Source organism: Gemmobacter aquaticus (assembly GCF_007859075.1).
Classification (GTDB): domain Bacteria; phylum Pseudomonadota; class Alphaproteobacteria; order Rhodobacterales; family Rhodobacteraceae; genus Gemmobacter; species Gemmobacter aquaticus.
Map to the genome: position 1 here is coordinate 184,837 of NZ_VOAK01000022.1, position 24,097 is coordinate 208,933.

At 63.9% G+C, this 24,097-nt stretch carries 23 protein-coding genes; 11 read left to right on the forward strand and 12 right to left on the reverse strand.

Annotated elements, in window-relative coordinates; genetic code table 11:
* Positions 1 to 395: 395 nt before the first annotated feature.
* The 7 genes from FQU74_RS13950 to FQU74_RS13980 all read left to right on the forward strand — a co-directional run bounded on the left by FQU74_RS13950 (position 396) and on the right by FQU74_RS13980 (position 10,600).
* The gene (locus FQU74_RS13950; RefSeq protein ID WP_158635594.1) at positions 396 to 3,749 is read left to right on the forward strand and encodes a non-ribosomal peptide synthetase; all 3,354 of its coding nucleotides are present in this window, start codon (positions 396 to 398) and stop codon (positions 3,747 to 3,749) included.
* Between the two features lie 185 nt (positions 3,750 to 3,934).
* Complete coding sequence (ytfQ, locus tag FQU74_RS13955) at positions 3,935 to 4,903, forward strand: galactofuranose ABC transporter, galactofuranose-binding protein YtfQ (RefSeq protein WP_146287083.1); 969 nt, start codon at positions 3,935 to 3,937, stop codon at positions 4,901 to 4,903.
* A 106-nt stretch (positions 4,904 to 5,009) separates the two neighbouring features.
* Positions 5,010 to 6,536 (forward strand): sugar ABC transporter ATP-binding protein, encoded by a 1,527-nt coding sequence (locus FQU74_RS13960; RefSeq protein ID WP_146287084.1) that lies wholly within the window; start codon positions 5,010 to 5,012, stop codon positions 6,534 to 6,536.
* Complete coding sequence (locus FQU74_RS13965) at positions 6,533 to 7,579, forward strand: ABC transporter permease (protein ID WP_146287085.1); 1,047 nt, start codon at positions 6,533 to 6,535, stop codon at positions 7,577 to 7,579. Before FQU74_RS13960 ends, FQU74_RS13965 begins: the two co-directional genes overlap by 4 nt.
* The gene (yjfF, locus tag FQU74_RS13970; protein WP_146287086.1) at positions 7,576 to 8,553 is read left to right on the forward strand and encodes a galactofuranose ABC transporter, permease protein YjfF; all 978 of its coding nucleotides are present in this window, start codon (positions 7,576 to 7,578) and stop codon (positions 8,551 to 8,553) included. The genes FQU74_RS13965 and yjfF overlap by 4 nt, the downstream gene beginning before the upstream one ends.
* A gap of 1 nt (position 8,554) precedes the next feature.
* Positions 8,555 to 9,277 carry a FadR/GntR family transcriptional regulator gene (locus tag FQU74_RS13975; RefSeq protein WP_146287087.1) on the forward strand — a complete coding sequence of 241 codons (723 nt, stop codon included), beginning with the start codon at positions 8,555 to 8,557 and terminating at the stop codon, positions 9,275 to 9,277.
* 69 nt (positions 9,278 to 9,346) lie between these two features.
* Entirely contained in the window at positions 9,347 to 10,600 is a 1,254-nt protein-coding gene (locus FQU74_RS13980) for an AGE family epimerase/isomerase (RefSeq protein ID WP_146287088.1), read from the forward strand.
* 6 nt (positions 10,601 to 10,606) lie between these two features.
* Here the strand turns inward: FQU74_RS13980 and FQU74_RS13985 are convergent, their stop codons facing one another.
* The 7 genes from FQU74_RS13985 to FQU74_RS14015 all read right to left on the reverse strand — a co-directional run bounded on the left by FQU74_RS13985 (position 10,607) and on the right by FQU74_RS14015 (position 15,987).
* Positions 10,607 to 11,236: an NrsF family protein gene (locus FQU74_RS13985; protein ID WP_146287089.1), complete on the reverse strand. Its 630-nt coding sequence runs from the start codon at positions 11,234 to 11,236 to the stop codon at positions 10,607 to 10,609.
* Positions 11,233 to 11,775, reverse strand: a complete 543-nt coding sequence (locus FQU74_RS13990) for a sigma-70 family RNA polymerase sigma factor (RefSeq protein ID WP_146287090.1) — start codon at positions 11,773 to 11,775, stop codon at positions 11,233 to 11,235. The genes FQU74_RS13985 and FQU74_RS13990 overlap by 4 nt, the downstream gene beginning before the upstream one ends.
* An 88-nt stretch (positions 11,776 to 11,863) precedes the next feature.
* Entirely contained in the window at positions 11,864 to 13,642 is a 1,779-nt protein-coding gene (locus FQU74_RS13995; protein WP_146287091.1) for a hypothetical protein, read from the reverse strand.
* Positions 13,639 to 14,508 carry a flagellar motor stator protein MotA gene (motA, locus tag FQU74_RS14000; RefSeq protein WP_146287092.1) on the reverse strand — a complete coding sequence of 290 codons (870 nt, stop codon included), beginning with the start codon at positions 14,506 to 14,508 and terminating at the stop codon, positions 13,639 to 13,641. Before motA ends, FQU74_RS13995 begins: the two co-directional genes overlap by 4 nt.
* 56 nt (positions 14,509 to 14,564) lie before the next feature.
* Positions 14,565 to 15,125, reverse strand: a complete 561-nt coding sequence (locus FQU74_RS14005; RefSeq protein ID WP_229704401.1) for a MotE family protein — start codon at positions 15,123 to 15,125, stop codon at positions 14,565 to 14,567.
* On the reverse strand, positions 15,122 to 15,487 hold the full coding sequence (locus FQU74_RS14010) for a hypothetical protein (RefSeq protein ID WP_146287093.1): 366 nt from the start codon (positions 15,485 to 15,487) through the stop codon (positions 15,122 to 15,124). The genes FQU74_RS14005 and FQU74_RS14010 overlap by 4 nt, the downstream gene beginning before the upstream one ends.
* A gap of 11 nt (positions 15,488 to 15,498) precedes the next feature.
* A complete protein-coding gene (locus FQU74_RS14015; protein ID WP_146287094.1) occupies positions 15,499 to 15,987 on the reverse strand; it encodes a flagellar basal body-associated FliL family protein in 489 nt (162 codons plus the stop codon).
* Positions 15,988 to 16,105: 118 nt separating this feature from the next.
* Between FQU74_RS14015 and fliF the strand changes: the two genes are divergently transcribed.
* From fliF to fliP, 4 genes are read left to right on the forward strand one after another with little or no spacing between them, the layout of a single operon-like run.
* Complete coding sequence (gene fliF, locus FQU74_RS14020) at positions 16,106 to 17,695, forward strand: flagellar basal-body MS-ring/collar protein FliF (protein ID WP_146287095.1); 1,590 nt, start codon at positions 16,106 to 16,108, stop codon at positions 17,693 to 17,695.
* On the forward strand, positions 17,692 to 18,291 hold the full coding sequence (locus FQU74_RS14025; protein WP_146287096.1) for a FliH/SctL family protein: 600 nt from the start codon (positions 17,692 to 17,694) through the stop codon (positions 18,289 to 18,291). Before fliF ends, FQU74_RS14025 begins: the two co-directional genes overlap by 4 nt.
* Positions 18,279 to 18,548 carry a FliM/FliN family flagellar motor switch protein gene (locus tag FQU74_RS14030; RefSeq protein WP_146287097.1) on the forward strand — a complete coding sequence of 90 codons (270 nt, stop codon included), beginning with the start codon at positions 18,279 to 18,281 and terminating at the stop codon, positions 18,546 to 18,548. Before FQU74_RS14025 ends, FQU74_RS14030 begins: the two co-directional genes overlap by 13 nt.
* Positions 18,548 to 19,270 carry a flagellar type III secretion system pore protein FliP gene (gene fliP / locus FQU74_RS14035; RefSeq protein ID WP_146287098.1) on the forward strand — a complete coding sequence of 241 codons (723 nt, stop codon included), beginning with the start codon at positions 18,548 to 18,550 and terminating at the stop codon, positions 19,268 to 19,270. The genes FQU74_RS14030 and fliP overlap by 1 nt, the downstream gene beginning before the upstream one ends.
* Before the next feature lie 7 nt (positions 19,271 to 19,277).
* Here the strand turns inward: fliP and FQU74_RS14040 are convergent, their stop codons facing one another.
* Genes FQU74_RS14040 through FQU74_RS14060 form a run of 5 tightly spaced genes read right to left on the reverse strand, consistent with a single transcriptional unit; the run spans position 19,278 to position 24,095 of the window.
* Entirely contained in the window at positions 19,278 to 20,423 is a 1,146-nt protein-coding gene (locus FQU74_RS14040; RefSeq protein WP_146287099.1) for an alpha-hydroxy acid oxidase, read from the reverse strand.
* 9 nt (positions 20,424 to 20,432) lie between these two features.
* Positions 20,433 to 21,785, reverse strand: coding sequence for an FGGY-family carbohydrate kinase (locus tag FQU74_RS14045; RefSeq protein ID WP_146287100.1), 1,353 nt, complete (start codon positions 21,783 to 21,785; stop codon positions 20,433 to 20,435).
* Entirely contained in the window at positions 21,782 to 22,096 is a 315-nt protein-coding gene (locus FQU74_RS14050) for an L-rhamnose mutarotase (RefSeq protein ID WP_146287101.1), read from the reverse strand. Before FQU74_RS14050 ends, FQU74_RS14045 begins: the two co-directional genes overlap by 4 nt.
* Positions 22,096 to 23,124: an ABC transporter permease gene (locus FQU74_RS14055; protein WP_146287102.1), complete on the reverse strand. Its 1,029-nt coding sequence runs from the start codon at positions 23,122 to 23,124 to the stop codon at positions 22,096 to 22,098. Before FQU74_RS14055 ends, FQU74_RS14050 begins: the two co-directional genes overlap by 1 nt.
* On the reverse strand, positions 23,121 to 24,095 hold the full coding sequence (locus FQU74_RS14060) for an ABC transporter permease (protein WP_146287185.1): 975 nt from the start codon (positions 24,093 to 24,095) through the stop codon (positions 23,121 to 23,123). Before FQU74_RS14060 ends, FQU74_RS14055 begins: the two co-directional genes overlap by 4 nt.
* Positions 24,096 to 24,097: the final 2 nt, after the last annotated feature.

Here is a 24,097-nt window from a genome sequence, read left to right on the forward strand (position 1 = left end):
GGCGCAAAATATCAAGATTGCCGATAAGCATTCCTGCCCTTTGCCCGCAGGACTGCAGTGTGTGATTGCTTCCCTTGCCGTTCGGCCGCCGGTCGCACCCTGGGCGTTTATCGTGGAGTTGAAGGCAGACAGTGACACGAACCGTCCGTTTCCGGCAGTTTGCGGCCTCGACGCAATCGATCCTGGAAGAGCTTCTTGCTCCCCTTGTCGACAGGGCTGAGCGCGATGGTGCCAGTTCGCCGGCATCGCAGTCGATTGATTTTCGCCAAGCAGCGTCCAGCCGGTCGCCAGCAGCTGCCCTAGGTGCAGCGCACGCCCTTGCCGAGGTACCCGCTGCCAACACATGCACCGCCGCATTTGCCGAGATAGGAGAGCGCGGATTCGCGCTGGTGCTGATGCCGCCCGCAGGAACCAGCATTCCGGTTGGCGCATTTTGCGCGGTTGTCGACGCTGTTTCTGTCAGGTTTGGGCAGTGGAAGGGTTCGACAGGTGCCGCCGAACAGCTTGCGATCACGGATCGCGCGGCGTCGACTGCGATCCTTCTGCATCACGGGGCTGCGCGCTCGGTGCTGATCCATGCCGCCGATGGGTCGATCTGCCTGATGAAGCACGAGGCCCAGACCGGCGTTTCCGGATCGACGCTGAGGTCGGTCGCGCAGCGCTGTGGCACGGATATGGAAGGTCTTCTGGTATCGACATGGGCTCTGATTCTGGCCCGGACCTGCGGCCTGGACCATGCGGCCTTTGCGACCCGCGGGGATGCGACCTCAGGGAAAGTGGAACTGCGCACCGTTGATCTGGTGGGATGCAAGACCCTGTCTGATCTGTTGGGGGCCGCACATGCAGAGACCGGCGCACCGCAGATGGAAGTTGCGCAGCTTGCCAACTGGCCAGAGCATGCGGATCGCCAGCCGGTCTACGAGACGCTGCTGGACACAACGGGCACTGGGGCCGACGCGATTGGACTGACCTTTCAGGTGCGTGCTGAGATCGGCAGTGATGGCCCGGTGACCCTGCTTGCCCGGCAGTTGCCCGGCGGAGAGGCGAACCCGCTCTCTGCCTTCCTGCAGGGCGCTTCGCTGACTGCCGGTTTTGCACGGCTGCTCGACGCGACCTCTACCGCCGGCCCAGATTCAGCGCTTTGCGCTTTGGACATGCTTGATCCGGGCGAGCGGGCCGAGTTGCTGCGCCTTGCCTCGCCGGATGTGGAACTGGCCGAGGCATCACCGTGCCCAATCACGCGCTTCGAGGCGATCGCCGCGGCACAGCCCGAAGCCTGGGCGCTGATCTCCGACACCGATGGCGATGCCATCACCTACGTTCAGCTTGACCGGCGGGCGAACGCGCTTGCCCACCGGCTGGGCAAGGTAGGCTGCGGCCCCGAGCGCATCTGTGCGATCAACCTGCCGCGCGGGGTGGAATTCATCATCGCAATGCTCGCGGTCCTGAAGTGCGGGGGTGCCTTCCTGCCTCTGGACATGGCGCTCCCCGAGACCGAGCGCGCTATTCGCGCGGCCGAGGCAGGCGTCGATGTCGTGATCGGGCATGAGGGGCTGGCCGGTCTTGCGGTTGCCGTTCTGGCCCCGGATGCAGCGCAGCGGGACGATCCGCCGGCGCGCCCGGCACCCGATGTCGGACGGCTGGCCTATCTGATCCATACGTCGGGTTCGACCGGGCGGCCAAAGGGGGTCATGGGCACCACCGGCGCGCTCTCGGCACACGCCTCGGCGGTGATCGCGGCCTATGGTCTTCACGCTGAAGATCGGGTCCTGCACTTTGCCTCGCCGGGCTTTGACGTCGCGCTGGAAGAGATTTTCCCGACGCTCCTTTGCGGCGCTCTCCTCGTCGTCCGGGCCGAGGACAGGGCTGAATCGATAAATGCGTTCCTCACGCTTCTGCAGGCCAGGAAGCTGACTGTGCTGAACCTGCCTGCAAGTTTCTGGCATGTTCTGGTCACTGAGATGGCCCATCGCAACCTGCGTTTGCCCGAGTCGGTTCGACTTGTCGTCACCGGCAGCGAGCGGATCCTGCCCGCGGCGCTGGCGCAATGGCAGCAGCTTGCGCCGGGATGCAGATGGATCAATGGCTATGGCCCGACCGAGACCACCATTACCGCGACGATCCACGCGCCCGATTTGACGGGACCGCCCGTTGACCCTGTTGCCGATGTTCCCATCGGGCGCCCGCTGGCCCATGCGACGGCGCATGTCCTTGCATTTGATGGAAGTCTTGCCCCCCCTGGGGCAGAGGGGACACTGCACATCGGTGGCCCGGCCGTAACGCGCGGCTATCTGCACCAGCCTGAGGCGACGGCCGCAGTCTTCGGGTCAGATCCGTTCGGGTCAGTGGGTGGACGTCTCTACAACACCGGCGACAGGGCGCGCTGGCGTCCCGATGGGGCGCTTGACTTCCTCGGGCGGCGTGACCGGCAGGTGAAGCTGCGCGGGCAGCGCATCGACCTTGGCGAGATCGAGCGTGCCCTAGGCCAGTTTGACGCGGTGCGCGAGGCACGTGTGGCGGTTGACGCCGCGGGAACGGATGCCGCGCGGCTGATCGCGTGGGTCACCGGCCCGGATATGGCCGAAGGTCGGCCTGTGCCTGCGGGATTGGTCGAGAATGTCGCGCGCCATATGTCGGGGGCGACACGACCTGTGATCGTGCCGGTGTCGGGTTTTCCACTAAAGCCGAATGGCAAGGTGGATATGGCAGCCCTGCCCCGCCCGGTCTTCCGAGGCGGCGCGCCAGAGTCTGGCCCGGTTGATGCGCAGACCGAGGCCGTCCTCGCCTGCCTGGCCGAGGTTCTGGGCAAGGGTGCGACAGATCCGGACATGGACATTCGCGACCTCGGGGCGAATTCATTGGTCGCGCTACGGCTCGCCTCGGTGCTGGAGGGGCGCTTTGGCCGCCCGGTTGTAGCGACAGATCTCTATCGAAACCCGACAGCGCGCAAGATTGCCCGCTTTCTTGAAACTGAGTTCGACGTTCCGCGCACGGTGGTGCCAATCCAGACCGGCGGCACCAAGCCCCCCTTCCTTGCGGTGCATGTGCTGGGCGAGAAAGAGATGCTGTTCCGCCCGCTTGCTGCCGCTCTTGGCCCGGACTATCCGGTCTATGGGCTGACGGTAGGCCCACCGTCCAGCCTGTCGGAAGTTACAGTCGAGGGGGTGGCGCGCCGGTACTTCGAGGATGTGCAGAAAGCCTTCCCGCAGGGCCCGCTCGCCTTGGGGGGGGTCTCGATGGCTGCATACTTCGCGTATGAACTGGCCCAGCAGTTGATCGCCGCCGGACGGGATGTGCGTGTTCTTGCGGCCATTGATGCCGATGGGCCGGGTGGCCGTCCGGCCCTGCGCGGGATGCGCAGGCTGGGCGCCCATATGCGGCAGTTTCTGACCCATGGGATCGACCATCTTGCCGCAATTGCCCGCAGCCGGATTGAGGCGCGTCGCGAGGCACGCGAGCTTGCCAATACCCCGCCCGACGAGGTGACCGGGCTGAGCCTCGTGATGGCGAATGTCCACGCGGTTGAAAGCTATCAACCCGCGCCATTCACGCGGCCGATCGCGGTGTTTCGGGCTGGCGACAGCTACTGGGACAGCGACGAGGCGCTACGGTCGAAGCTGGGGTGGGAACCCGTCGCGCGTGGTGGGCTGACCATGGTGGATGTCCCCGGCGATCACCTGACACTGCTGCATGCCCAGAATGTGGGTCAGATGGCGCAGCACCTCGCGATGCTTATCGGCGGCGTCTGACGACGCGCTCACCACCTGCTGCCCACGTAACCCATTTCAAATACACCAGGTTTTGCGGTTTTCTGCAGCCGCACGGATGCGGCTGTGCAGATGCAGGATTACTATCTTTGCATATAGTATTACTTTTGCTAGCGTCATGGACGAGCCACGTTGAGGAGCGTGGCCATAATCACATGGGAGGAATCATGGCACTTTATAAGCAACTCGCGCTCGGCGCGGGACTGGCCGCGCTTTTGTCCACCGCAGCCCATGCCGATCTTTCCGGCAAGGTCATCGGCTTTTCGCAGATCGGCTCTGAGTCGGGCTGGCGCGCGGCGGAAACCTCTGTGACCAAGGCCGAGGCCGAAAAGCGTGGCGTCGACCTGAAGTTCGCGGATGCCCAACAAAAGCAGGAAAACCAGATCAAGGCGATCCGCGGGTTCATCGCGCAGGGCGTCGATGCGATCCTTGTCGCCCCGGTTGTCTCGACCGGCTGGGACGAGGTGCTGACCGAGGCCAAGGAAGCATCGATCCCCGTGGTGCTGCTGGATCGCGGCATCGACGCCTCACAAGACCTCTATCTGACCTCTGTTGCGTCGGATCAGGTGAAGGAAGGCCGCGTCGCAGGCGAATGGCTGGTCAAGACCGTGGGTGACAAGCCCTGCAACGTGGTCGAATTGCAAGGCACCGTCGGCTCGTCGCCCGCGATCAACCGCAAGCAGGGATTCGAAGAGGGCATCGCAGGTCACGCCAACATCACGCTGACCCGCAGCCAGACCGGTGACTTCACCCGCGCCAAGGGCAAAGAGGTCATGGAAGGCTTCCTGAAAGCCGAAGGTGGCGGCAAGTCGATCTGCGCCGTCTACGCCCATAACGACGATATGGCGGTTGGCGCCATTCAGGCGATCAAGGATGCAGGTCTCAAACCCGGCAGCGATATCCTTGTCGTGTCCATCGACGCCGTGCCGGATATCTTCGCCGCCATGGCTGCAGGCGAGGCCAATGCGACGGTGGAACTGACCCCCAACATGGCTGGCCCGGCCTTCGATGCGCTGGATGCCTTCCTGAACGGCGGCACGGTGCCTGAAAAGTTCATCATCACGGAATCGAAGCTCTATACCCCTGCCGACAATCCGCAGGGTGAATATGAAGCCCGCAAGGGCCTGGGTTACTAAACTGCCAATTCCTCCGGCCGGGTGCCCCTGGCCGGAGGTTGCTTTTGAACCGCCCCGGCATGACACTTGTGGGCGGAGGAACATCCAAGGGGGGAGGGGCTTGCGCATGCAGGCAACAGAGGGGGTGCCGGTTCTCGATGCACGCGGCATCGTCAAGGTGTTTGGCCAGCACACGGCGCTTGGCGGGGTGGATTTCGATCTGCGCGCAGGCGAGGTGCATGCCCTTCTGGGCGAGAATGGCGCCGGCAAATCGACACTGATCAAGATCCTGACCGGTGCCTATCAGCCCGATGGCGGGACAGTATTGCTCGATGGCGCGCCGGTCAGTTTTCGCGACCCACTTCAGGCACAGGGGTATGGCATTGGCACGGTCTATCAAGAGGTGAACCTGCTGCCGAACCGGTCAGTGGCCGAGAATCTGTTTCTGGGCCGCCAGCCCACCCGGTTCGGGCTGGTCCGCCGGCGCGAGATCGAGAGCCGCGCCCGAACCTTGCTTGCCGATTACGGGCTGGAGATCGATGTGCGGGCCGAGCTTTCCGAGTATTCCGTCGCCGTTCAGCAGATCGTGGCCATTGCGCGTGCGGTTGAACTCTCGGGCAAGGTGCTGGTGCTGGACGAACCGACCGCCAGCCTTGACCGGAACGAGGTGCAGCGGCTTTTCGACGTCGTGCGCAACCTCAAGGCGCGCGGGCTTGGCATCATCTTCATCACGCATTTTCTGGATCAGGTCTTTGAGCTTTCCGATCGCGTGACCATCCTGCGCAACGGGCGCAAGATCGCGACACAGCCGCTGGCCGGACTGTCCACCGCCGATGTGGTGCGGATGATGCTGGGCAAGGATGTGTCGCTTGATCACCATGTGACCGGTATCGCCGATGCCGCGCGCGGGGCAACACGGGTCACGTTCCGCGACCTTGGACGCACGGGCAGCGTGGCCCCGATCACGCTCTCGGTGCATGAGGGTGAGGTTGTCGGCGTCGCGGGTCTTCTCGGCTCGGGCCGGACAGAGGTGGCGCGGCTCATGTTCGGCGTCGATGCGGCCGACAGCGGTGAAATCCTCGTGGACGGCGCCCCTGTCACCATCCGAAATCCGGCACAAGCGGTGGCTGCGGGCTTTGGCTTCTGCCCCGAAGACCGGAAAATCGACGGCATCTTCGGTGATCTTTCAGTGCGCGAGAACATCATCATCGCGCTTCAGGCCAAACTCGGATGGTTCCGCGCGCTGAACCGCGAGGATCAGGTCGAACTTGCCGGTCGCTATGCCGAGGCGCTGGACATCCGGGCCGCCAATCACGACATGCCGGTCAAGCTTCTGTCCGGGGGAAACCAGCAAAAGGTCATCCTCGCTCGCTGGCTTGCGCTGGATCCGAACTTTCTGATCCTTGATGAGCCCACGCGTGGCATCGACGTCGGCGCCCATGCCGAGATCGTGCGCACGATCAACCGTTTGCGTGAAGAGGGGCTCGCGCTCTTTGTCATCTCGTCCGAACTCGACGAGGTTGTGGCCTATTCGAACCGTGTCGTGGTGATGCGCGACCGCGAGATGGTGGCTGAACTGACAGGCGCGGCTGTGGCGCCCGATTCCATCGTGCAGGCCATTGCAGGCGTTCCCGCCGTAGAGGTGGCGCAATGACCCGGCCGACAGTGGAGTTGCGCCCCGCGCATGAACCGCCGGGGCACCGGCACAGGCCATGGGCCGAGGCGCTGTTGCGACCGCAGTTCCTTGCGCTGGCCGCAGTCCTGCTTGTAAACTGGCTGCTCTTTCCTGGCTTCTTTACGATCACCTGGCAGGATGGCCGCCTGTTCGGCAGCCTGATCGACGTGTTGAACCGTGGGGCGCCGGTCGCCATCCTCGCCATCGGCATGACGGCCGTGATCGCGACCAAGGGCGTCGATCTGTCGGTCGGTGCGGTTATGGCGATAGCAGGGGCCGTCGCCGCCTCGATGGTGGTCGCGGGCTGGCCCGCCGGTCTTGCCGTTCTGGCCGCGCTGGCGGTGGGGCTGGTCTGCGGGCTGTGGAACGGGGTTCTGGTCACGGTCCTGCAAATCCAGCCGATCATTGCCACGCTGGTCCTGATGGTCGCCGGGCGCGGGCTTGCGCAATTGGTGACGGAGGGTTCGATCGTCACCTTCTCGGACCCGCTGCTGATCTTCATCGGTACCGGTTCGGTGCTGGGTTTGCCGACGCCCGTTGTCATCGCCTTGTCCCTGATGCTGTGCGCCACGCTTCTGGTGCGGCGTACGGCGCTGGGGCTTCTGATCGAGGCGGTCGGCGTCAACCGATCAGCCGCGCGATTTGCGGGGATCCGCGCCTCGGCGTTGCTTCTGCTCGTCTATGCCTTTGCCGGGCTCTGCGCGGCCATCGCCGGCCTGATCGTGACGGGCGACATCCGGGGGGCTGACGCGAACAACGCAGGCCTCTGGCTGGAGCTTGACGCAATCCTTGCCGTAGTCATCGGCGGCACATCGCTTCTGGGCGGGCGCTTCTCGATCCCGATGTCGGTCGTGGGTGCCATGATCATCCAGGCGATGAATACCGGCATCCTGATTTCCGGCTTCTCGCCCGAATTCAACCTTGTCGTCAAATCGGGGGTCATCATCGTCATCCTCGTTCTGCAATCACCCATGGCCGCCAGCATCCTGCAGAAGCGCCGCATCAAGGGGGGCCGGGCATGAACCGCAGCCTGAGACCGCTTCTGGCCACGGCCACCATCTTTGTGCTGGCCTATATTCTTGCCGTCGCCCAGTTTCCGGGCATGCTGTCCACACGTGTCCTGGGCAACTTTCTGACCGACAATGCCTTTCTCGGCATCGCCGCCGTGGGGATGACCTTCGTGATCCTGTCGGGCGGGATCGATCTGTCGGTGGGCGCGGTGATCGGCTTTACCACGGTGTTGATCGCGGCTCTGGTGATGTGGGTGGGCCTGCATCCGCTGGCTGCCTTTGGGATTGCCCTGATCGTTGCGGCAGCCTTTGGCGCCGCCATGGGGGCTGCTATCCACTATCTGCAGGTTCCAAGCTTCATCGTGACGCTGGCGGGGATGTTCCTTGCGCGTGGCGCGGCCTCGGTCCTGTCGCCGGACAGCATTGGCATCAAGCATGAGTTCTACACCGCGATATCCAAATCCTACATCCTTCTGCCGGGCGGTGGGCGACTGACGGTGATCGGTATGATCATGCTGGCGGTCTTTGCGGTTGGCATACTTCTGGCGCATCGCACGCGGTTTGGCTCCAATGTCTATGCCTTGGGCGGGTCGGAAAGTTCGGCGGCGCTGATGGGTGTTCCGGTGGCGCGGACGACAGTGCTGATCTACATGCTGTCGTCGACGCTGGCAGGGCTCGCCGGGGTGGTGTTCTCTCTCTACACCTCGGCGGGCTACTCGCTTTCGGCACTGGGGGTCGAACTTGACGCGATTGCCGCCGTTGTCATTGGCGGCACCCTTCTGACCGGCGGATACGGGCTTGTAGCGGGCACCTTCATCGGGGTCATGCTGCAAGGGCTGGTGCAGACCTACATCGTCTTTGACGGAACCTTGTCCAGCTGGTGGACCAAGATTGTCATCGGCGGGCTTTTGTTTATGTTCATCCTGCTGCAGCGGCTGGTATTCACCGCGACGCCCCGCCGACGGAAGCTTGCTTGGAAGACATGACATGAGCGAACCCGGGAGCCTGATCCGCGCGCTCACCGGGCGCCAGCCGGCCAGAAACTACCACTCCTTCGTCATCAACGAGGTCGGGCTTGCCATCGTGTCAGGGCGGATGCCGGTTGGATCGATCCTGCCGGGTGATGCCGAGATGATGGACCGCTTCGGCGTCTCGCGCACTGTGCTGCGCGAGGCGCTGAAGACGCTTGAGGCCAAGGGGTTGGTCGAGGCGCGCGCCAAGGTCGGAACGCGTGTCCTGCCACAGCCACGGTGGAACCTGTTCGACCGGCAGGTTCTGTCCTGGCTGCTGGAGAGCGGGCCTTCGCCTGCGCTTTTGCAGCACTTCCATACTGTGCGCCTGGCATTGGAGCTGGAGGCCGCCGAGGGGGCTGCCCGCAACCGTGAGGCCGAGCATATGCGGCTTCTGCATTACTGGCTCAAGCAGCGTGGCCTCATGTCGATGCAGCCCGAGCCCTTCGCGTTGGCCGAGTTCGAGATCCATCGCGTGGTGGCCGAGGCGTCGGGCAATCCGTTTCTGCGGGCGGCGACGGCTCTTTCAGAATTCGGTGTGGCGTCAATCGTTCTGCGTCAGCTCGGCCCCGCGTTGCAGCCCCCGGCCGAGGGTCTGGCAGGCACCCGTGCCGATGGCTATTCCCGCCTTGTCGCTGCCATCGAGGCAGGAGACGCGGGACTTTCCCGGCAGATCATGTCTGGGCTGCTGTCGGCGTAAGGCGCAGACCGCTCGACAGGGCGGGTCCCAGCCGATACCCATTTCAAACGACATACCCGAGGAGACCCCATGCCAGCGCCCGCCGCCCCTGATGCAGCCCTGCCCTGGTGGGGCACCGCCGCACATGACGCCTATCTCCTGAATGACGCAGCCCGGCAGTTCGCCTTCTTTGGCCGCAGCCTTGATCCGGCTGGCGGATTTCACGCGCAGGCCATGGACGGAAGCATCCTTTCCGGAGCGGTGAAGGAACTGCACGCGACGACGCGCATGGTCCATTCCTACGCGCTTGGGCATCTGGCCGGGTTGGCCGGTGCGGATCGCATGATCGATCATGGCATGACCGCGCTCCGCCAGTTGCATCGCGACAGTGACCATGGCGGCTATGTCTGGTCCTTTGCGCCCGATGGCACGGTCGCCGATGGCGCCAAGCTGGCCTATGGTCACGCCTTCGTCCTGCTGGCGGCCTCCAGCGCGCGCATGGCAGGGCATCCGGATGCAGCCGCACTGCATGATGATATCTGCGAGGTGATCGACGCGCGCTTCTGGGATCACGCGGCTGGCCGCATGCGTGAGGAATTCGCCCGCGACTGGCAGAAGATCTCGGCCTACCGCGGGATGAACGCGAACATGCATATGGCCGAGGCGCTACTCGCCGCCTTCGAGGCTACGGGCGAGCGGATGTTTCTGGACCGCGCGATCGGGATCTTCAATTTCTTCATCGGCAAGGTGGGGGCGGCGCAGAACTGGCGCCTGCCCGAGCATTTTACCGAAGACTGGTCCGTCGATGCGGGATACGAGGGTAATCCGATGTTTCGCCCCGCGGGCACGACACCGGGCCATTCCTTCGAGTTTGCGCGATTGATGCTGCAAGCCTGGGATCTCGACGGGTGCCGCAATGATGATCTGCGGGATTGGGCGGTGCACCTCTATCAGCGCGCTCTGGCCGATGGCTGGGACCACGCCCGAGGGGGTATCTTCTACACGGTCGGCGCGGATGGCGCCCCGATGCGGCGCAGCCGATACTGGTGGCCGCTGACCGAGGCGATCGGGGCCGCCGCCGCACTGCTGAAGGCTGGACTTGGCGCTTCCGACGACTATAGCCTCTTCTGGGCGACGGTGGACCGGCTGTTCATCGACAAGACGCATGGCGGCTGGATTCCCGAGATCGACGAGGACGATCGCCCCGACGATAGCCAGTTCACCGGAAAGCCTGATATCTATCATGCGATCCAGGCCTGCCTTTTCCCACTTTTGCCCAGCCTTTCACACGCAGCGCGCGAGCTTCCCGGCCTGCGGGGGCGTCTGGCTGTGCGCGTGGATTGAGAGCGCCTACCAGCGCAGAACACGCCCGCCAGCCAGTGCGCAGAGCCCCGCAACAATCACAATCGCGGCGCCGTACCAGGTCACGAAGAACAGAGGATTGTCCTGCACGCAAAAGAGCGAATAGCCTGTGGCCACACCCGCAGCAACCGCCAGACCCACCAAGGCGCCACTGATGCGTGGCGAGGTCGTAGCCCCTCTGGAAAGCCAGCGCAGAGCCAGCGCCGCAGGCAGGGCGGAAAGCAGCAGGATCAACCCCATGCATTCGGCAAGTGCCGGGACCGATACGTCGGCAAAACGCTGGGCTGGCGGCTGAGAGGCATAGGACCAAATCCAAAGCCCCGTGGCGGCGCCAAGCGGCAAGAGCAGGGGCAACACGCGCGCATCGCGCTCGGGCCGCGTCAGGCGCAACGCGAGGGCAAGGGCGACAAGGCAAAGAACCGCAGGCAGGACCGTCTTTGTCAGAACCACGGGTTTCGACATCGCCTGCATCAGTTCATCGCGCGGCCCGGCAATCAGCAGGAACAGTGCCGACACGACCCCGACCACCGTCACGATCTGCAGCCCGATGCTGCGCGGGTGAAGGGCGGGCAAGGCGGTCTCGGCTGACAGCCGGTCAATCAATTCATGTGTCTTCATCTCTCGTCTCTCCGGACATGCACGGCCATGCGTTTCATCGCACGGTGCAGCGCCACGCGCACAGCGCCCTCGCTTATTCCAAGCCGCTTCCCGACTGCGCCTGCGGTTTCGCCCTCAAGACTGATGGCGCGGACGATCCCGGCCGATCGCGGATCGAGCTGGCCGAGCAGGTATTCGCTATCATGTGCCACTGTGGGATCATCGATGGCAGTCTCCAGTGACTCGGCGAAGTCCTCGATCGGCAAATGAACGCGGTTACCGCGACGGCGAAAGGCGTCGACGATCTTGTAGCGCGTGATGGCATAGAGCCAGGGCAGCAACGGCGCGGCACTATCCCAGGTCTGACGTTTGGCGTGGATCGCGATCAGCACCTCTTGCACGATATCCTCATGGTGGTCAGGCGGCAGCGATGACCCTCGCGCCCGGACGATTCCGCGCAGGACGGGGCTGACGGCATGCAGGAACCGGGCATAGGCACGCCCATCCCCTGCAATCGCGGCCCTCAGCAGCGCCGCCCATTCGTCTTCACGCGTTGTCATCGTAGCTGTCCATTCGCCGGAACAGCGCAAGTGTTACACGTGAAATGCAAGATTGTGCGGATCTTGCTGTGTCACGGCGAATTGTGGGTCACGGTTGCGGTCTTCGACCCGCATCCGCTGTGATCCGTTCACTTTCCTCAACCAGTCGCTTTGCCGCCGATAGGCCAAGTGGCACCTGCGGTGGAAGCGTGGTTGCTGCGCCGTCGCGGGGCGGTACAGGGGCAGGGGCATCCGAAGGCCCTTGTAATTGCACGACAGGATACTCGTCTGCCAAATCGGCCAAACGTGTGCCCGGCGTAAGCGGACCATGCCCTGCCCGCTCTTCCCAGAAGCGCGCCTCATCCCCAAAGCCGAGCGCGCGGAACCGCTTTGCGAGTTGGGTGCTGGTTTCCACGTCTTGTATCTCTGCGGCAGCAGATCGGCCCACATGCAAAAGCAAGTCGTTATCCGAGCCTTTATGTGCCAGTACTCCGATCACCTCGGCCTGCACCCCCGGCGTGCTTTCAGAAAGCTTGAGCGCCGCTTCAAACTGCCCGGCATTGGCCCTGGCAAGTGCGAGCGCTCGCAATAGCGCCTCTCTGTCCTCGGGTCTTCGGGTCTGATGCAAAAGGGCGTCAAGGTCATCTACTGTGCCTGCTGACACCTCCTGACCGGCCGCCAGCCTGTCGAGGGTATCCTTTGCACGGGCTGCGGCCTCACGTGGGGTGCGCAAACTGGCGGGCGGTGCAAGCAGATCTGCCGCATTTCGATAGCGCGCGTCAGCCTCTTCAGCCGCCAGCAATCGATCCATATCGTTGTGCAGGCGCGTGATCTCGGCCTCGTATCCTGCCTCGGAGAGGCGGCTTACAAGGTCCGGGAAGATCCCCATCTTGAGGTTCGGGGGCAACTGGAGAAAGGCAATGACGATGTCAGCCGCGGCAACAGGCTCTGCGGGGCGCAGGTGATCGCGTGCCAGAACTGCCCAAAGGGCGGCAGGCGAGCGGCAGGTTTCCAGCCCGTTCAATCGCGGTTCAGCGATTCCCGGAGCATCGATCAGGCGCGCCACGGCGCCCAGCATCGCCGGCCCGATATCGTCTTCACCGACAAGGCCGAGGATCTGCAGCGCCTCGGCCCCAAAGCCAGCGGCAATATAGCGCTGCGCAAGGGTCATCGCGGCTTCGGTGTCCAGAGCGTCGCGGGCATCCATCACCTCCGAACGTGCCGATGCGATCCCAGATGCAAGATCGCCGTCAAGTGGCGCCCAACTGGCGATGTCGAGGTCGGCACCAATCCTGCATGGATCAGCCTCCGGCAAGGCGCCTGCACCGGCGGCTGCAACCTCTCCCGTGGTGTCGCCGAGGCTGAGATTGCGCTCGGTGGCGATCGATCGCGCGAACTGCAAAACCATGTCATTGCGTGACACATCCGGCATCATTGGACCCGCGCCTGGTTCGGTGATTGCAGGCAGGGTCTTGTCTGTCAGAGCGACCGTCGGAAAAATCGGGATTTCGGGGGGCGCCTCGGGTTTGCCGTCCCGAAAATCGACAACGACAATGCCGGGGCGGAACTCGAATGCCTCTGCCCGACATTCACAAGGATCGCCCTCATTGATCCGCAAGACCCCCGGCTCGGCACCGAGCTTGCGAATACGGGTTTGATCGATCCGTGCGAAAGCTTCGGTCAGGTCGAATTGGAGTTTGCCTTCATCCACGGTCAGATCGTAGCCCGTCGCGGTCTGCCGCAGCGACCAGTCGGCAGGCGCTGGCAGCATGACCACCAGCCGGGTGAAGTCGCGGTGCTCGCCCGTGCGAACCCGGGCCTGCTGCGCCGAGGCGGGCAGGGCGAGAAGAGCGATCGAACATGCAAGCGACGCGACACCGCGTTTCATGCCGCCGCCTGCTTGATTGATTTCAGCGCGGCTTCAATGTCATTGAAGGTTGGACGCAAGGTCGAAGGGGTCGTTTGCCGCCCTACTTCGATGCAGATATGTGCCGGGTGGCTATGCAGATTTGCAACCAGAACCTCCTGGATAAGCTGCAGGAAGTATCCGTCTTGCTCGACAACCGCCTTCAGCCGCGTCGCGAAAGGTCCGATCAGCCCATAGGCCAGAAACACGCCCAGAAATGTGCCGACCAGCGCACCGCCGATCATTTTCCCAAGGATTTCAGGCGGCTGGTCGATGGAACCCATGGTCTTGATCACCCCCAGAACCGCCGCGACAATCCCAAGCGCGGGTAGCGCGTCTGCGACCGTCTGGAGCGCATGGCTCGAATGGAGCGCAGCATGGCGCGTGGACTCCATCCGGTGGGCGAGAAGTTCCTCAACCTGATGTGGGTCGTTGTAGTTCATTGATGACGCGCGGAAGGTGTCGCAGATCAGGTCCACAACCTCATGATCGGCCTGGATCTTGGGGTATTGCCCGAAGATGCCTGAGTTTGCGGGTGCCTCGACATGTTCCTCGAGTGCGACCGGATTGCTGCGCGACAGCCGGATCAGTTCGAACAGCAGGCACAGCAGATTTCGGTAGTCCTCTGGCAGCCACTTCGGTCCCTTGAACACCTTTGCGATGTCCTTCAGCGTGTGCCTGACCGAGCTCATGTCATTCGACAACAGGAACGTCCCCGTGGCGGCGCCGGCGATCATGATCATCTCGAAGGGCAGAGATTTCAGGATGATCCCCATCTTGCCACCGGCCAGCGTGTAGCCGCCGAACACCATGACAAAGATGATGACGATCCCGACGATGCCGAACATGGGGCGCTCCTGTCTGTTGCTCAAACCATGACTGACTGATTCGGCTTGATGGTCGGTTACTGCCGGGGCACATCGGTATTGCGTCCGGCCAGAAGGGCGCTGATGGCGTATGCCGCGCCGGGATCCATCCCGGCCATGATGCCCGCCGCCTCGGCTGGCCGCATCCGCCCAAGAAAACCGGCGACGAACTGCGGATCCATCCCATTGAACAGCGCCGCTGCTTCCTTTGGCTTCATGGCCTGATAAATCTCGGTCAGTTGCTGCACATCCCGCTCTGCCGCGCCCTCGGCGAGCGATATCGTCTTGCGCAACTCATCCTCGGCCGATCGCATCGTCGCTACCTGCGCCTCCACCTCTTTCCGCAGGGCGTCGAGTCGGGTCGCCTCGGCGGTCAACTCGGCCTCGCGCGTGCGCAAGGTTGCCTCACGTTGAAGCAGGGCCTTGGCGATCTCGGCCGGCGGCTCGGGGCAGGTCAGGGGGGCTATGGCAGCTGTGGGCTTTTCGGTGGCGGCCACCGCCGCATCTGCATGGGCACCAATCCGAAGGGCTGCGCTGGTGACCAGACAGGCGCCGATTCCCCACATCAGGCTGCGCTGAAGCATCCTCGTAGCGTTCATAATGCGTCCTCCTCGACTGCCCGGGAGGTCTTGCGTCGGATAAATCGCAACGGTCGGCTGTCCGTGGCGCGGTCGGGTGAGGGGAGGTCGTGCATGGAAGCCAGCAACACCTCCATTCGCGCGGCGGCCATTTCGGCACGCGCCGTCAATGCTTCAAGCCCCGTGGCCGAGGCCTGCGCCGAGCCGCGCGCGCGATCAAGCGCCCTCGTCATGTCATCGACCTGCGCGGACAGTAGGGCAACTGCGCTGCCCATGCCCGATTCCAGCGTGGCGAACTTTCGCAACCGCGCTGAAAGCACATAACAATAGGCCGCGACGGCCAAAGTGCCCGCGACAAGCAGGATGTCTGCAAGAAGTCCCATTCGGCCCCCGTTCAGTTCAGCAGGAATTCGGTGATCAGCAGATCGTGCACGCCATCATCGCCGGTCACGATCTTGATGCGCCGCAGCAGGTGCGCCCTTATGCGAACCAGTGCCGCGCGATCCTCAAGCTCGGCCACGTCAACGGCGCGCAGGTAGGTGTTGATCACATCAAGTATGCGCGGCATCAGATGGGCGACGTTTGTGGCCTGCGCGGGCGCGACCTCCAGCTGCGCACCAAGACGCAGCATCTGATGCCCCCCGGCCTCGCCCAGCGGGATCGTGATCGCATCGATCGGGACGAAGGCAATGTCCGGCAGCGGCTGATGCGCGGACGCGCTTGCCGCATGATCGGAATGCCCTGAAAAGGGGATTCGCTCGAACCACGCCACGGCAAATCCGGCAGTGCCAGCCCCCAAGGCGGCAAGAATCGCCAGTGCGCTCAATACCTTTGCTCCGCGTTTCGATGCGGTAGGCGGTTGCTGGGTCGCGTCGTCGGCCATGTGGCTCTCCATCGTCCGGATGGCCCACGAATAGCGTTTGGACACTAACCGATTCTTAAGCTGCATCCCTGATCAAGAAGGCGGATGCGGCAGAAGCCGTCGATGTCGGAGACGTGCCTTGAGGAATATCAGCGCGATTTGGTCGGGTCTTAGCAATGCGCGCCGCGGTGCACTTGTCGGGGCGCTGGTGGCGATGGCCGTCGCGGTTCTGATGCTGGGCCGCATGGGCGGGGCGAGCGAGACAGCCCTGCTGTATGCCGGGCTCGATCCACGCGTGGCCGGAGAGGTCGTAGCCGCGCTGGAGCAACGGGGTGTGCCCTATCAGGTGCAGGGCGAATCGATCCTCGTGGATCGCGCCCTGCGCGACAGATTGCGTCTCGATCTTGCGGCCGCAGGGCTGCCAGCAACTGGTCCACAGGGCTATGAATTGCTCGATTCGATGTCGGGGTTTGGCACCACCTCCCAGATGTTCGATGCGGCGCTCTTGCGTGCGAAAGAGGGAGAGCTGGCGCGCACCATTCTCGCGATGCCGGGGGTCAGCTCGGCGCGCGTTCATATCGCCGCAGCGCCGGACGGCCCGTTTCAGCGGGACCGGCGGCCGACCGCATCGATCACGGTTGCGCAGGCGTCAGGGACCATCGGTTCGTCGCAGGCCAAAGCGATCCAGCATCTGGTCGCAGCCTCGGTCGGCGGTATGACGGCCAGCGATGTCACCGTAATCGACCCGGTCGCGGGGATTGTCTCGGACCAGGGCAAGGACAGTCCGTTGCCGCAGGACGCCCAGGATCGGGCCAAAGCGCTGAAGGAAAAGGCCGAGCGGCTGCTCTTCGCGCGTGTCGGCGATGGGCGCGCGGTCGTGGAGGTCAGCCTCGATCTGGTGTCCGACCGCGAGCAGATTTCCGAGCGTCGCATAGACCCTGAGGGCCGCGTTGCAATCTCGACCGACTCGCAAGAAAAGTCGGATCAGTCGACGGATGCACCGGCTGATGTCACCGTCGCCTCAAACCTGCCCGATGGCGATGCGCAGAACGGGCAGGGCACTGAAAGCCGGTCGAGCGAGACCAGGGAACGCGTCAACTTCGAAGTGTCCGAGGTTCACCGGGAGCTTCTGCGCGAGCCCGGCGCGATCCGCCGCATGACCGTAGCCGTTCTGGTCGACAATCCGCCCGCAGAGGGCTCTGGCGCGTCCCCGCGAACGCCAGAGGAACTGGATGACCTTCGCCAGCTTGTCGCATCGGCGGTGGGATATGATGAGGCGCGTGGCGATGTGCTGACGCTGAAATCCATGACGTTCTCGCCGGTGCCGTCCCTCGGAACCGGCGCAGAGGCGGTCGCCCCGGCTGGCGCAGTGGATATCGCAGGTCTCGTCAAGATGGCGCTTGCTGCGGCTGTGGCCATCGCGCTTGCGGCCTTTGTGGTGCGTCCGGCACTGATGTCGCGCGCAAGGCCTGTCCTGCCGGCGGCAGATCCATTGGCGATTGCAGGCTCAGGTCGGGCTGGCTGGGAAGATAACCCCGTCGCCCCGCGTGTCGTCACGGGTGAGATCGAGGATGCGGCCGATGGCACGCGCAGCGGCCTTGTCGATGTCGAGGCGACCGAGCTGCCCAACGATCCGGTCGAACGCCTGCGCCGGATGATCGACCAGCGTCAGGCCGAGTCGCTGGAGATTCTGCGCGGCTGGCTGGATCGGGGTGAGGAGACAGCATGAAGCCGCTTCTGAACCTGGAAGAGTTTGTAGACCCCGCAGCAGCCCCGATCGAGGAGGCCGAGGCCGAGGGAGATGCGGCAGAACAGGGCCGGCTCGCCGCCTATGAACAAGGCTATACCGCCGGATGGGAGGATGCCGCCCGCACGCTGGGCGACGAGCAGACAACCATCCGAGCGGATCTGGCGCGGAACCTCGCGGCTCTTGACCTGACGCTGGAAACCGCTCGGGCACAGGTGCTTGCTGGGCTTGGGCCTGCTGTGCTGGAACTGTGCCATCTCTTATTGCCGCGCCTTGCGCGGGAAAGCCTTGGGGCGGTTCTTTCCGACGAATTGGGCGCGCTGACCGAGGGCATGGGCAATAGCCGGATCATCCTGCGCATCTCTCCGCAAGACCAGCCGGCGGTCGCCTCGCTGATCGAGGATCGTGGCGAGGTGATCACGCTGGAGCTTGAGCCAAGTCTGGCAGCCGGCCAAGTGCTGATCCGGCTTGAGGATCAGGAGCTGGAGATCGACATGCCGCGCGCGGTCGAGGCGCTGCTGTCGACGATAGCGACATGTCTCAATTCCCCGAACAGGAGCAGGCAATGGACGACCTGACCGAAACCCACCCCTTCGCGCTTGTGCCGATCGAAATCACGATCTCTGTCGGAAAGGCCCGGCCGCTGGTGCGTGATCTGATGCGGCTGCAAAAGGACACTGTTCTGGCGCTCGACCGTCGGATCGAGGACCCGGTCGAGATTTATGTCGGAGACCGCCTGATTGCCCGTGGCGAGTTGCAGGAGCTTGAGGGAGAGCCCGCCGGACAGTTGGCCGTGCGCTTGCTGGAAGTTGCCCCGATCCGGGGAGAGTTCTGATGCGGCAGCTTCTGCTGGGCGCGGTGCTGCTGGCCGTGGCTGTGCCGGCTTGGGCGCAGGGAGGACCGGCAGATCTGATCGCGGGCAACAGTGAGCTGTCTCTGCGTTCCGTCCAGTTGATCGGGCTGATCACGGTGCTGAGCCTCGTGCCCGGCATCGCGGTGATGGTGACCTGCTTTCCCTTCATCGTGACCGTGTTGTCGATCCTGCGTCAGGCCATCGGGTTGCAGCAGGCGCCGCCCAACATGCTGATCGTCAGTCTGTCGATGTTCCTGACCTGGTTTGTCATGGACCCGGTGCTGCAAGAGGCCTGGCAGGCCGGGATCGGCCCGTTCAGCCGTGGCGAGATGGAGTTGCAGCAGGCGTTTCCACTCGCGATGCAGCCCGTCCGCGTCTTTCTCGCGGCCCGGCTCGATCCCGATACCTTTGCAGCCCTTCTGGACCTCCGCCCCGGATTTGAGGGCGCAGCGGTTGACGCCCCCCTGTCGCTCCTCGTGCCCTCCTTCATGCTGTCCGAGATCCAGCGCGCCTTTGAGGTGGGCTTTCTGATCTACCTGCCATTTCTGGTGATCGACATGGTGGTTTCGGCGATCCTCATGTCGATGGGCATGATGATGGTGCCACCGGCAATCGTCTCATTGCCGGTGAAGCTCGCGTTCTTCGTGGTGGCCGATGGCTGGGCGCTGGTCACTGCCGCACTGGTGCGCGGTTACACCGGTTGAACGCAGCTTATCGCAGGCGCAGATTGGCCCGACCCAGATCGGCGACCGAGCGTGCGCCCATCAACCGCATGTCACGCTGAAGCTCGGCCTGCATCAAGGCCAGCGCGCGTTCGACCCCGGCCTGCCCGGCCGCAGCCAGCGGGAACAGGTAGAACCGCCCCAGACCGACAGCCTTTGCGCCCAGCGACAGCGCCTTGAGAACATGGGTGCCCCGCTGGATGCCCCCGTCGATCATGATGTCGATCCGGTCGCCCACGGCCTGAACGACCTCATCCAGAGCCTCGAACCCGGTGCGCGACCCGTCAAGCTGGCGACCCCCGTGGTTTGAGAGCACGATCCCGGTACAGCCGATGTCGGCTGCACGCCGTGCATCATCGGCGCTGATCACGCCCTTCAAACAGAACTGGCCGCCCCATTCGGCAACCATCTGCGCCACGTCGTCCCAGCTCATCGCCGGGTCCAGCATCTCGGTGAAGTAGCGCCCGATGGTCAGGCTGTCGCCCTTCATGTCGATATGGGCATCGAGCTGCGGCAGGCTGAACTTCTCGTGCGTGACGTAGTTGATGCCCCACATGGGCTTCATGGCGAACTGCATCATCCCGCCCAATGTCAGCCGGAAGGGAATGGAAAATCCGGTTCGCAGATCGCGTTCGCGATTGCCGCCGGTGATGCTGTCGACGGTCAGCATCATCACCTTGATGCCACTGTTCTTGGCCTTCTGCATCATGGCGCGGTTCAGCCCGCGATCCTTGTGGAAGTAGAACTGATAGACCTGCGGGGTGCGGTGCTTCTGCGCCAGTTCTTCCATCGAGACGGTGCCCAGCGATGACACCCCGAACATCGTGCCAAACCGTTCGGCCGCGGCGGCGGTTGCGCGTTCGCCCTGATGATGGAACAGCCGCTGCAATGCGGTAGGAGAAAGGTAGACCGGCAATGCCAGCTTCTGCCCCATGACGGTCACCGAAAGGTCCACGTCACTGACGCCCCGCAGCACATTCGGGATCAGGTCCACGGCCTCGAAGGCTGCGGTGTTCCGGCGCAGCGTCACCTCGTCGTCGGCGCCGCCGTCGATATAGTTGAAGATCGGGCCGGGCAGGCGGCGCTGCGCCAGACGGCGGAAGTCGTGAAAGTTGTGGCAATCTGTCAGGCGCATGGCGGTCTTTCAGGTTCTCTGCTGCCAGCGTTTGGCATAGGCTGTCAGGACTTGTGCCGTGTCGGGGCGTCGGACAGCACGGGTTGCGGGCGCAGTAACGGCCCCGAGGCTGAGAAGTGCTGCGCCAACCGAGGTCCCTGTGGCCGAGGTTGCGATCTCTATCCCTTCCGGCCACAGGCTCGACAGCATGTCAAGGTAGTCGAGGTTCCGGGCAAAGGGGCCCTCGACGATCACCGGACCGCGTGCGCCGATCAGGCCAAGGCAGGTATGCGTCATCAGGGCCAGATACCAGGACAGAGCCACCAATCGCGCGCCGTCAGTCCCGGGTTCTGCAGTCCAGCGCATCTGGTGGGTGGGAAACGGGCCTGATCCGGGCTCTACAGTCGGCAGAAGGGCGATGTCGCGGTCCAGCACCATGTGGCGGTCGCTGTCGTCGGGTTGCACGGTCGATCCGGCCCTGATCACCTCGAACTCGCGCCCGCCCATGAAGCGGGCCGATGGCACGGGCGCCCCGAGTGCATTCACATTGACCAGCACGTCGCGGGTGGGGTCCAGCGCCGGGGTTTCGCCCCCGACCGCCATTGCGACCACCCATGTCCCGGTCGAGACAACCGAGAACGCCCCGTCGCGCCCCAGAACATGTGGATAGAGCGAGGCATTGGAATCGTGGATACCGACCGTTACTGGCGTATCGGGCGACAGGCCTGTGGCCGCAGCGAGATCGGGTAAAAGATGGCCTAACACCGCGTCAGGGCGTTGCGGTGGCGCAATCTTTCCGGCGATGCCGAGCCGGTCAGCCAGATCCGAAAACTGCGCACGCCATGGGTCCCACAGATCGGTGTGGCAGCCCAGCGAACAGACATCGCAGGCCATCTGCCCGGTCAGCCGCCAGCCCCAGTACTGGGGATAGGTCAGAACATGGGCGAGGCGATCGCTCAGTCCTGCCTGGGTTTCAAGCAGCCAATGCAATTGAGCGCCAAGGTTGAGACCGTGTGGCAGGCGGGCCGAACCTGTCTGGGCAAAGGCGGGCCGGAGGGCATCGTAGTCCTGGGCCAGATCGTCCGGGCCGCCGTGTTCGTAGTCGAGCATCGGAGTGGCAAGCGCACCTTTTGCATCCAGCAGCACTGCTGAGGCACCGTGGGTGGTGACCGAGATCGCATCCACGCCATGCTGGGCATGAAACGCAGCCAGATTGCGGATCAGGAAATCCCAATGCCCTTCAAGGTCGAAATGCGGATAGGGCGGCCCCGCCAGCACGGTGTTCGGCCGCGTGACGACCGCGATTTCCTGCAGCGAGCCATCCTCGACCAGTGCCAGTTTGGCATTGGTCTTGCCGATATCGATGACGGCGACGTGCTTCATGGCAGATGGAACATCGGAACCAGCGGCACGGCGACGGGTTCGTTGTCAGGGTGTGTCGCCATGATATCGGCCATATGCGCCCACCATTTCTGCATGACCGGATGGGTCGGCAGATCGGCCATGCCATGATCCTCTGGCCGCCAGAGCACGCCGAACAGCGCGTTGGTTTCAGGGTCCAGATGGATCGAATAGTCACGCACCCCGGCCTCGTGCAGCAGCGCGACCAGTTCGGGCCAGATCGCATCATGGCGGCGGCGGTATTCCTCGGCCATGCCGGGTTTCAGCGTCATGCGGAAGGCGTACTTCTCCATCATTTCCTCCACATCGCCCATAGCCGGGGCAGGGCGATCACCCCGATCAGCAGGGCACCCACGATAATCGACATGACGATCCCCGGCACGTTCAGAAGCCCCAAGCCAAAGGTGACGAGTCCCATGACCAGCGCCGCGATGACGACGCCGGGGATCGATCCCGATCCACCAAGGATGTTCACACCGCCCAGAACGACCATCGTCACGACCTCAAGCTCGAACCCTGTGGCGATGGAGGGCCGGGTCGATCCGAGGCGCGAGGTGAGGCAGACCGCCGCGATGCCGCTCATCAGCCCGGTCAGCAGGAACAGGATGAAGCGGATCCGCTCCACCCGGACGCCCGAAAAACGCGCGGCGGTCGCGTTATTGCCGATGACATAGACCATGCGGCCAAAGTTGGTGCGATGCAGCAGGATGCCGAAGACGATGGCCGCGATGACAAACAGCGCCAGCTCGACGCTGAACACCCACCAGACATAGCCCTGCCCGAACCAGCCGAAGGCCTCGGGGTAGCCAGTGTAGGCCCCGTCGCCCAGAACGATATAGCTGATCCCACGAAAGAGGCTCATGGTTCCGATGGTCACGACGATCGAGGGCAGGCCCAGCCCGGCAACCAGCGCGCCATTGATCGCGCCGCAGACGAGCCCCGTGCCAAGTCCCAGCACCACCAGCATCCAGACCGGGGCGCCCGCTGTCATGGCAAGGCCCATCACGGTGGAGGCGAGCGCGATGATAGAGGCCACCGACAGATCGATCTCACCCGCGATGATCAGCATCGCCATGGCAAAGGCGATCATCGCTTTCTCGGTAAAGTTGAAGCTGGCGTCCGACAGATTCCACGGATCGAGGAAGTAGGGAGAGGCGATGGAGTTGGCGATGAAGATCGCGACTGCCACGACAAAGAGCAACATCTCCCAGCTTTTCAGCGCGCGGGCGGCAGGAGAGGTCAGACGGTCAGGGATATGGCGTCCCGCGCCGGTTTTACCCGCTTGGTCCTGGCCCGCTTGGTCTTCGGTCGTGGCGGTCATGCCCGGTGCTCCGCTTGTTTCAGGATGATGCGGCCCTTCGGCCCCTGGCCACGGGCGTTGAACGCAATGGCGATCAGGATGGCCGAGCCCGAAATGGCCATCTGCCAGAAGGGAGAGATGCCCACGACCGGAAGCGCGTTCTTGACGATGCCAAGGAAGAGCGCCCCCATGACGGCCCCCGCGACCGAGCCCGCGCCGCCTGCGATGGCGATGCCCCCGATCACGCAGGCCGCCACGACATCAAGCTCGAACCCGCCTGCGATATCGACATAGGCCACGGCATAGCGCGCAACCCACAGATAGCCGGTCAGCCCTGCCAAGGCGCCTGAAAGGACAAAGGCCATGAACTGCGTCCGGCCCACCGAAATCCCGGTATAGACCGCCGCATGGGGGTTGCCCCCCACGGCAAACAGCGCGCGGCCCGGCGCCGTGCGGTTTACAAAGAGCGCAAAGCCCAGAACCACGCCGACCGCGATCCAGGCCATGACCGGCAGGCCAAGGATCACGGCGCGCGGAAAGGCCTTGAATCCCTCGCTCATCTGATGCGCGTTGATCCATTTGCCATCGGTCAGAACGAAGATGATGCCGCGATAGATCGTCATTGTGCCCAGCGTGACCACGATCGAGGGGATGTTGAGCTTCCACACCAGAAGCCCGTTCACCGCGCCAAGGCCCGCCCCAAGAGCGACCACCGCAATCAGGATCAGGGGCAGCGGCACGCCGATCCCGTTCAGGATCGCGGCGATCATCCCGCAAAGCGCGAGGTTCGCTGCGACCGACAGGTCGATGCACTTGGTCAGGATCACCGCCATCTGGCCAAGCGCCAGAATGATCAGTGGCGAGGTGTCGGTCAGCACATTCGCCAGATTGGCCGGGGCAACAAAGCCCGGAAAGCGGAAGGCGATCACCGCCAGCAGCGCAAGGATGGCCAGCGCCAGAATGGCCTCGCGCGATTTCAGGAAGGTGGTCATCA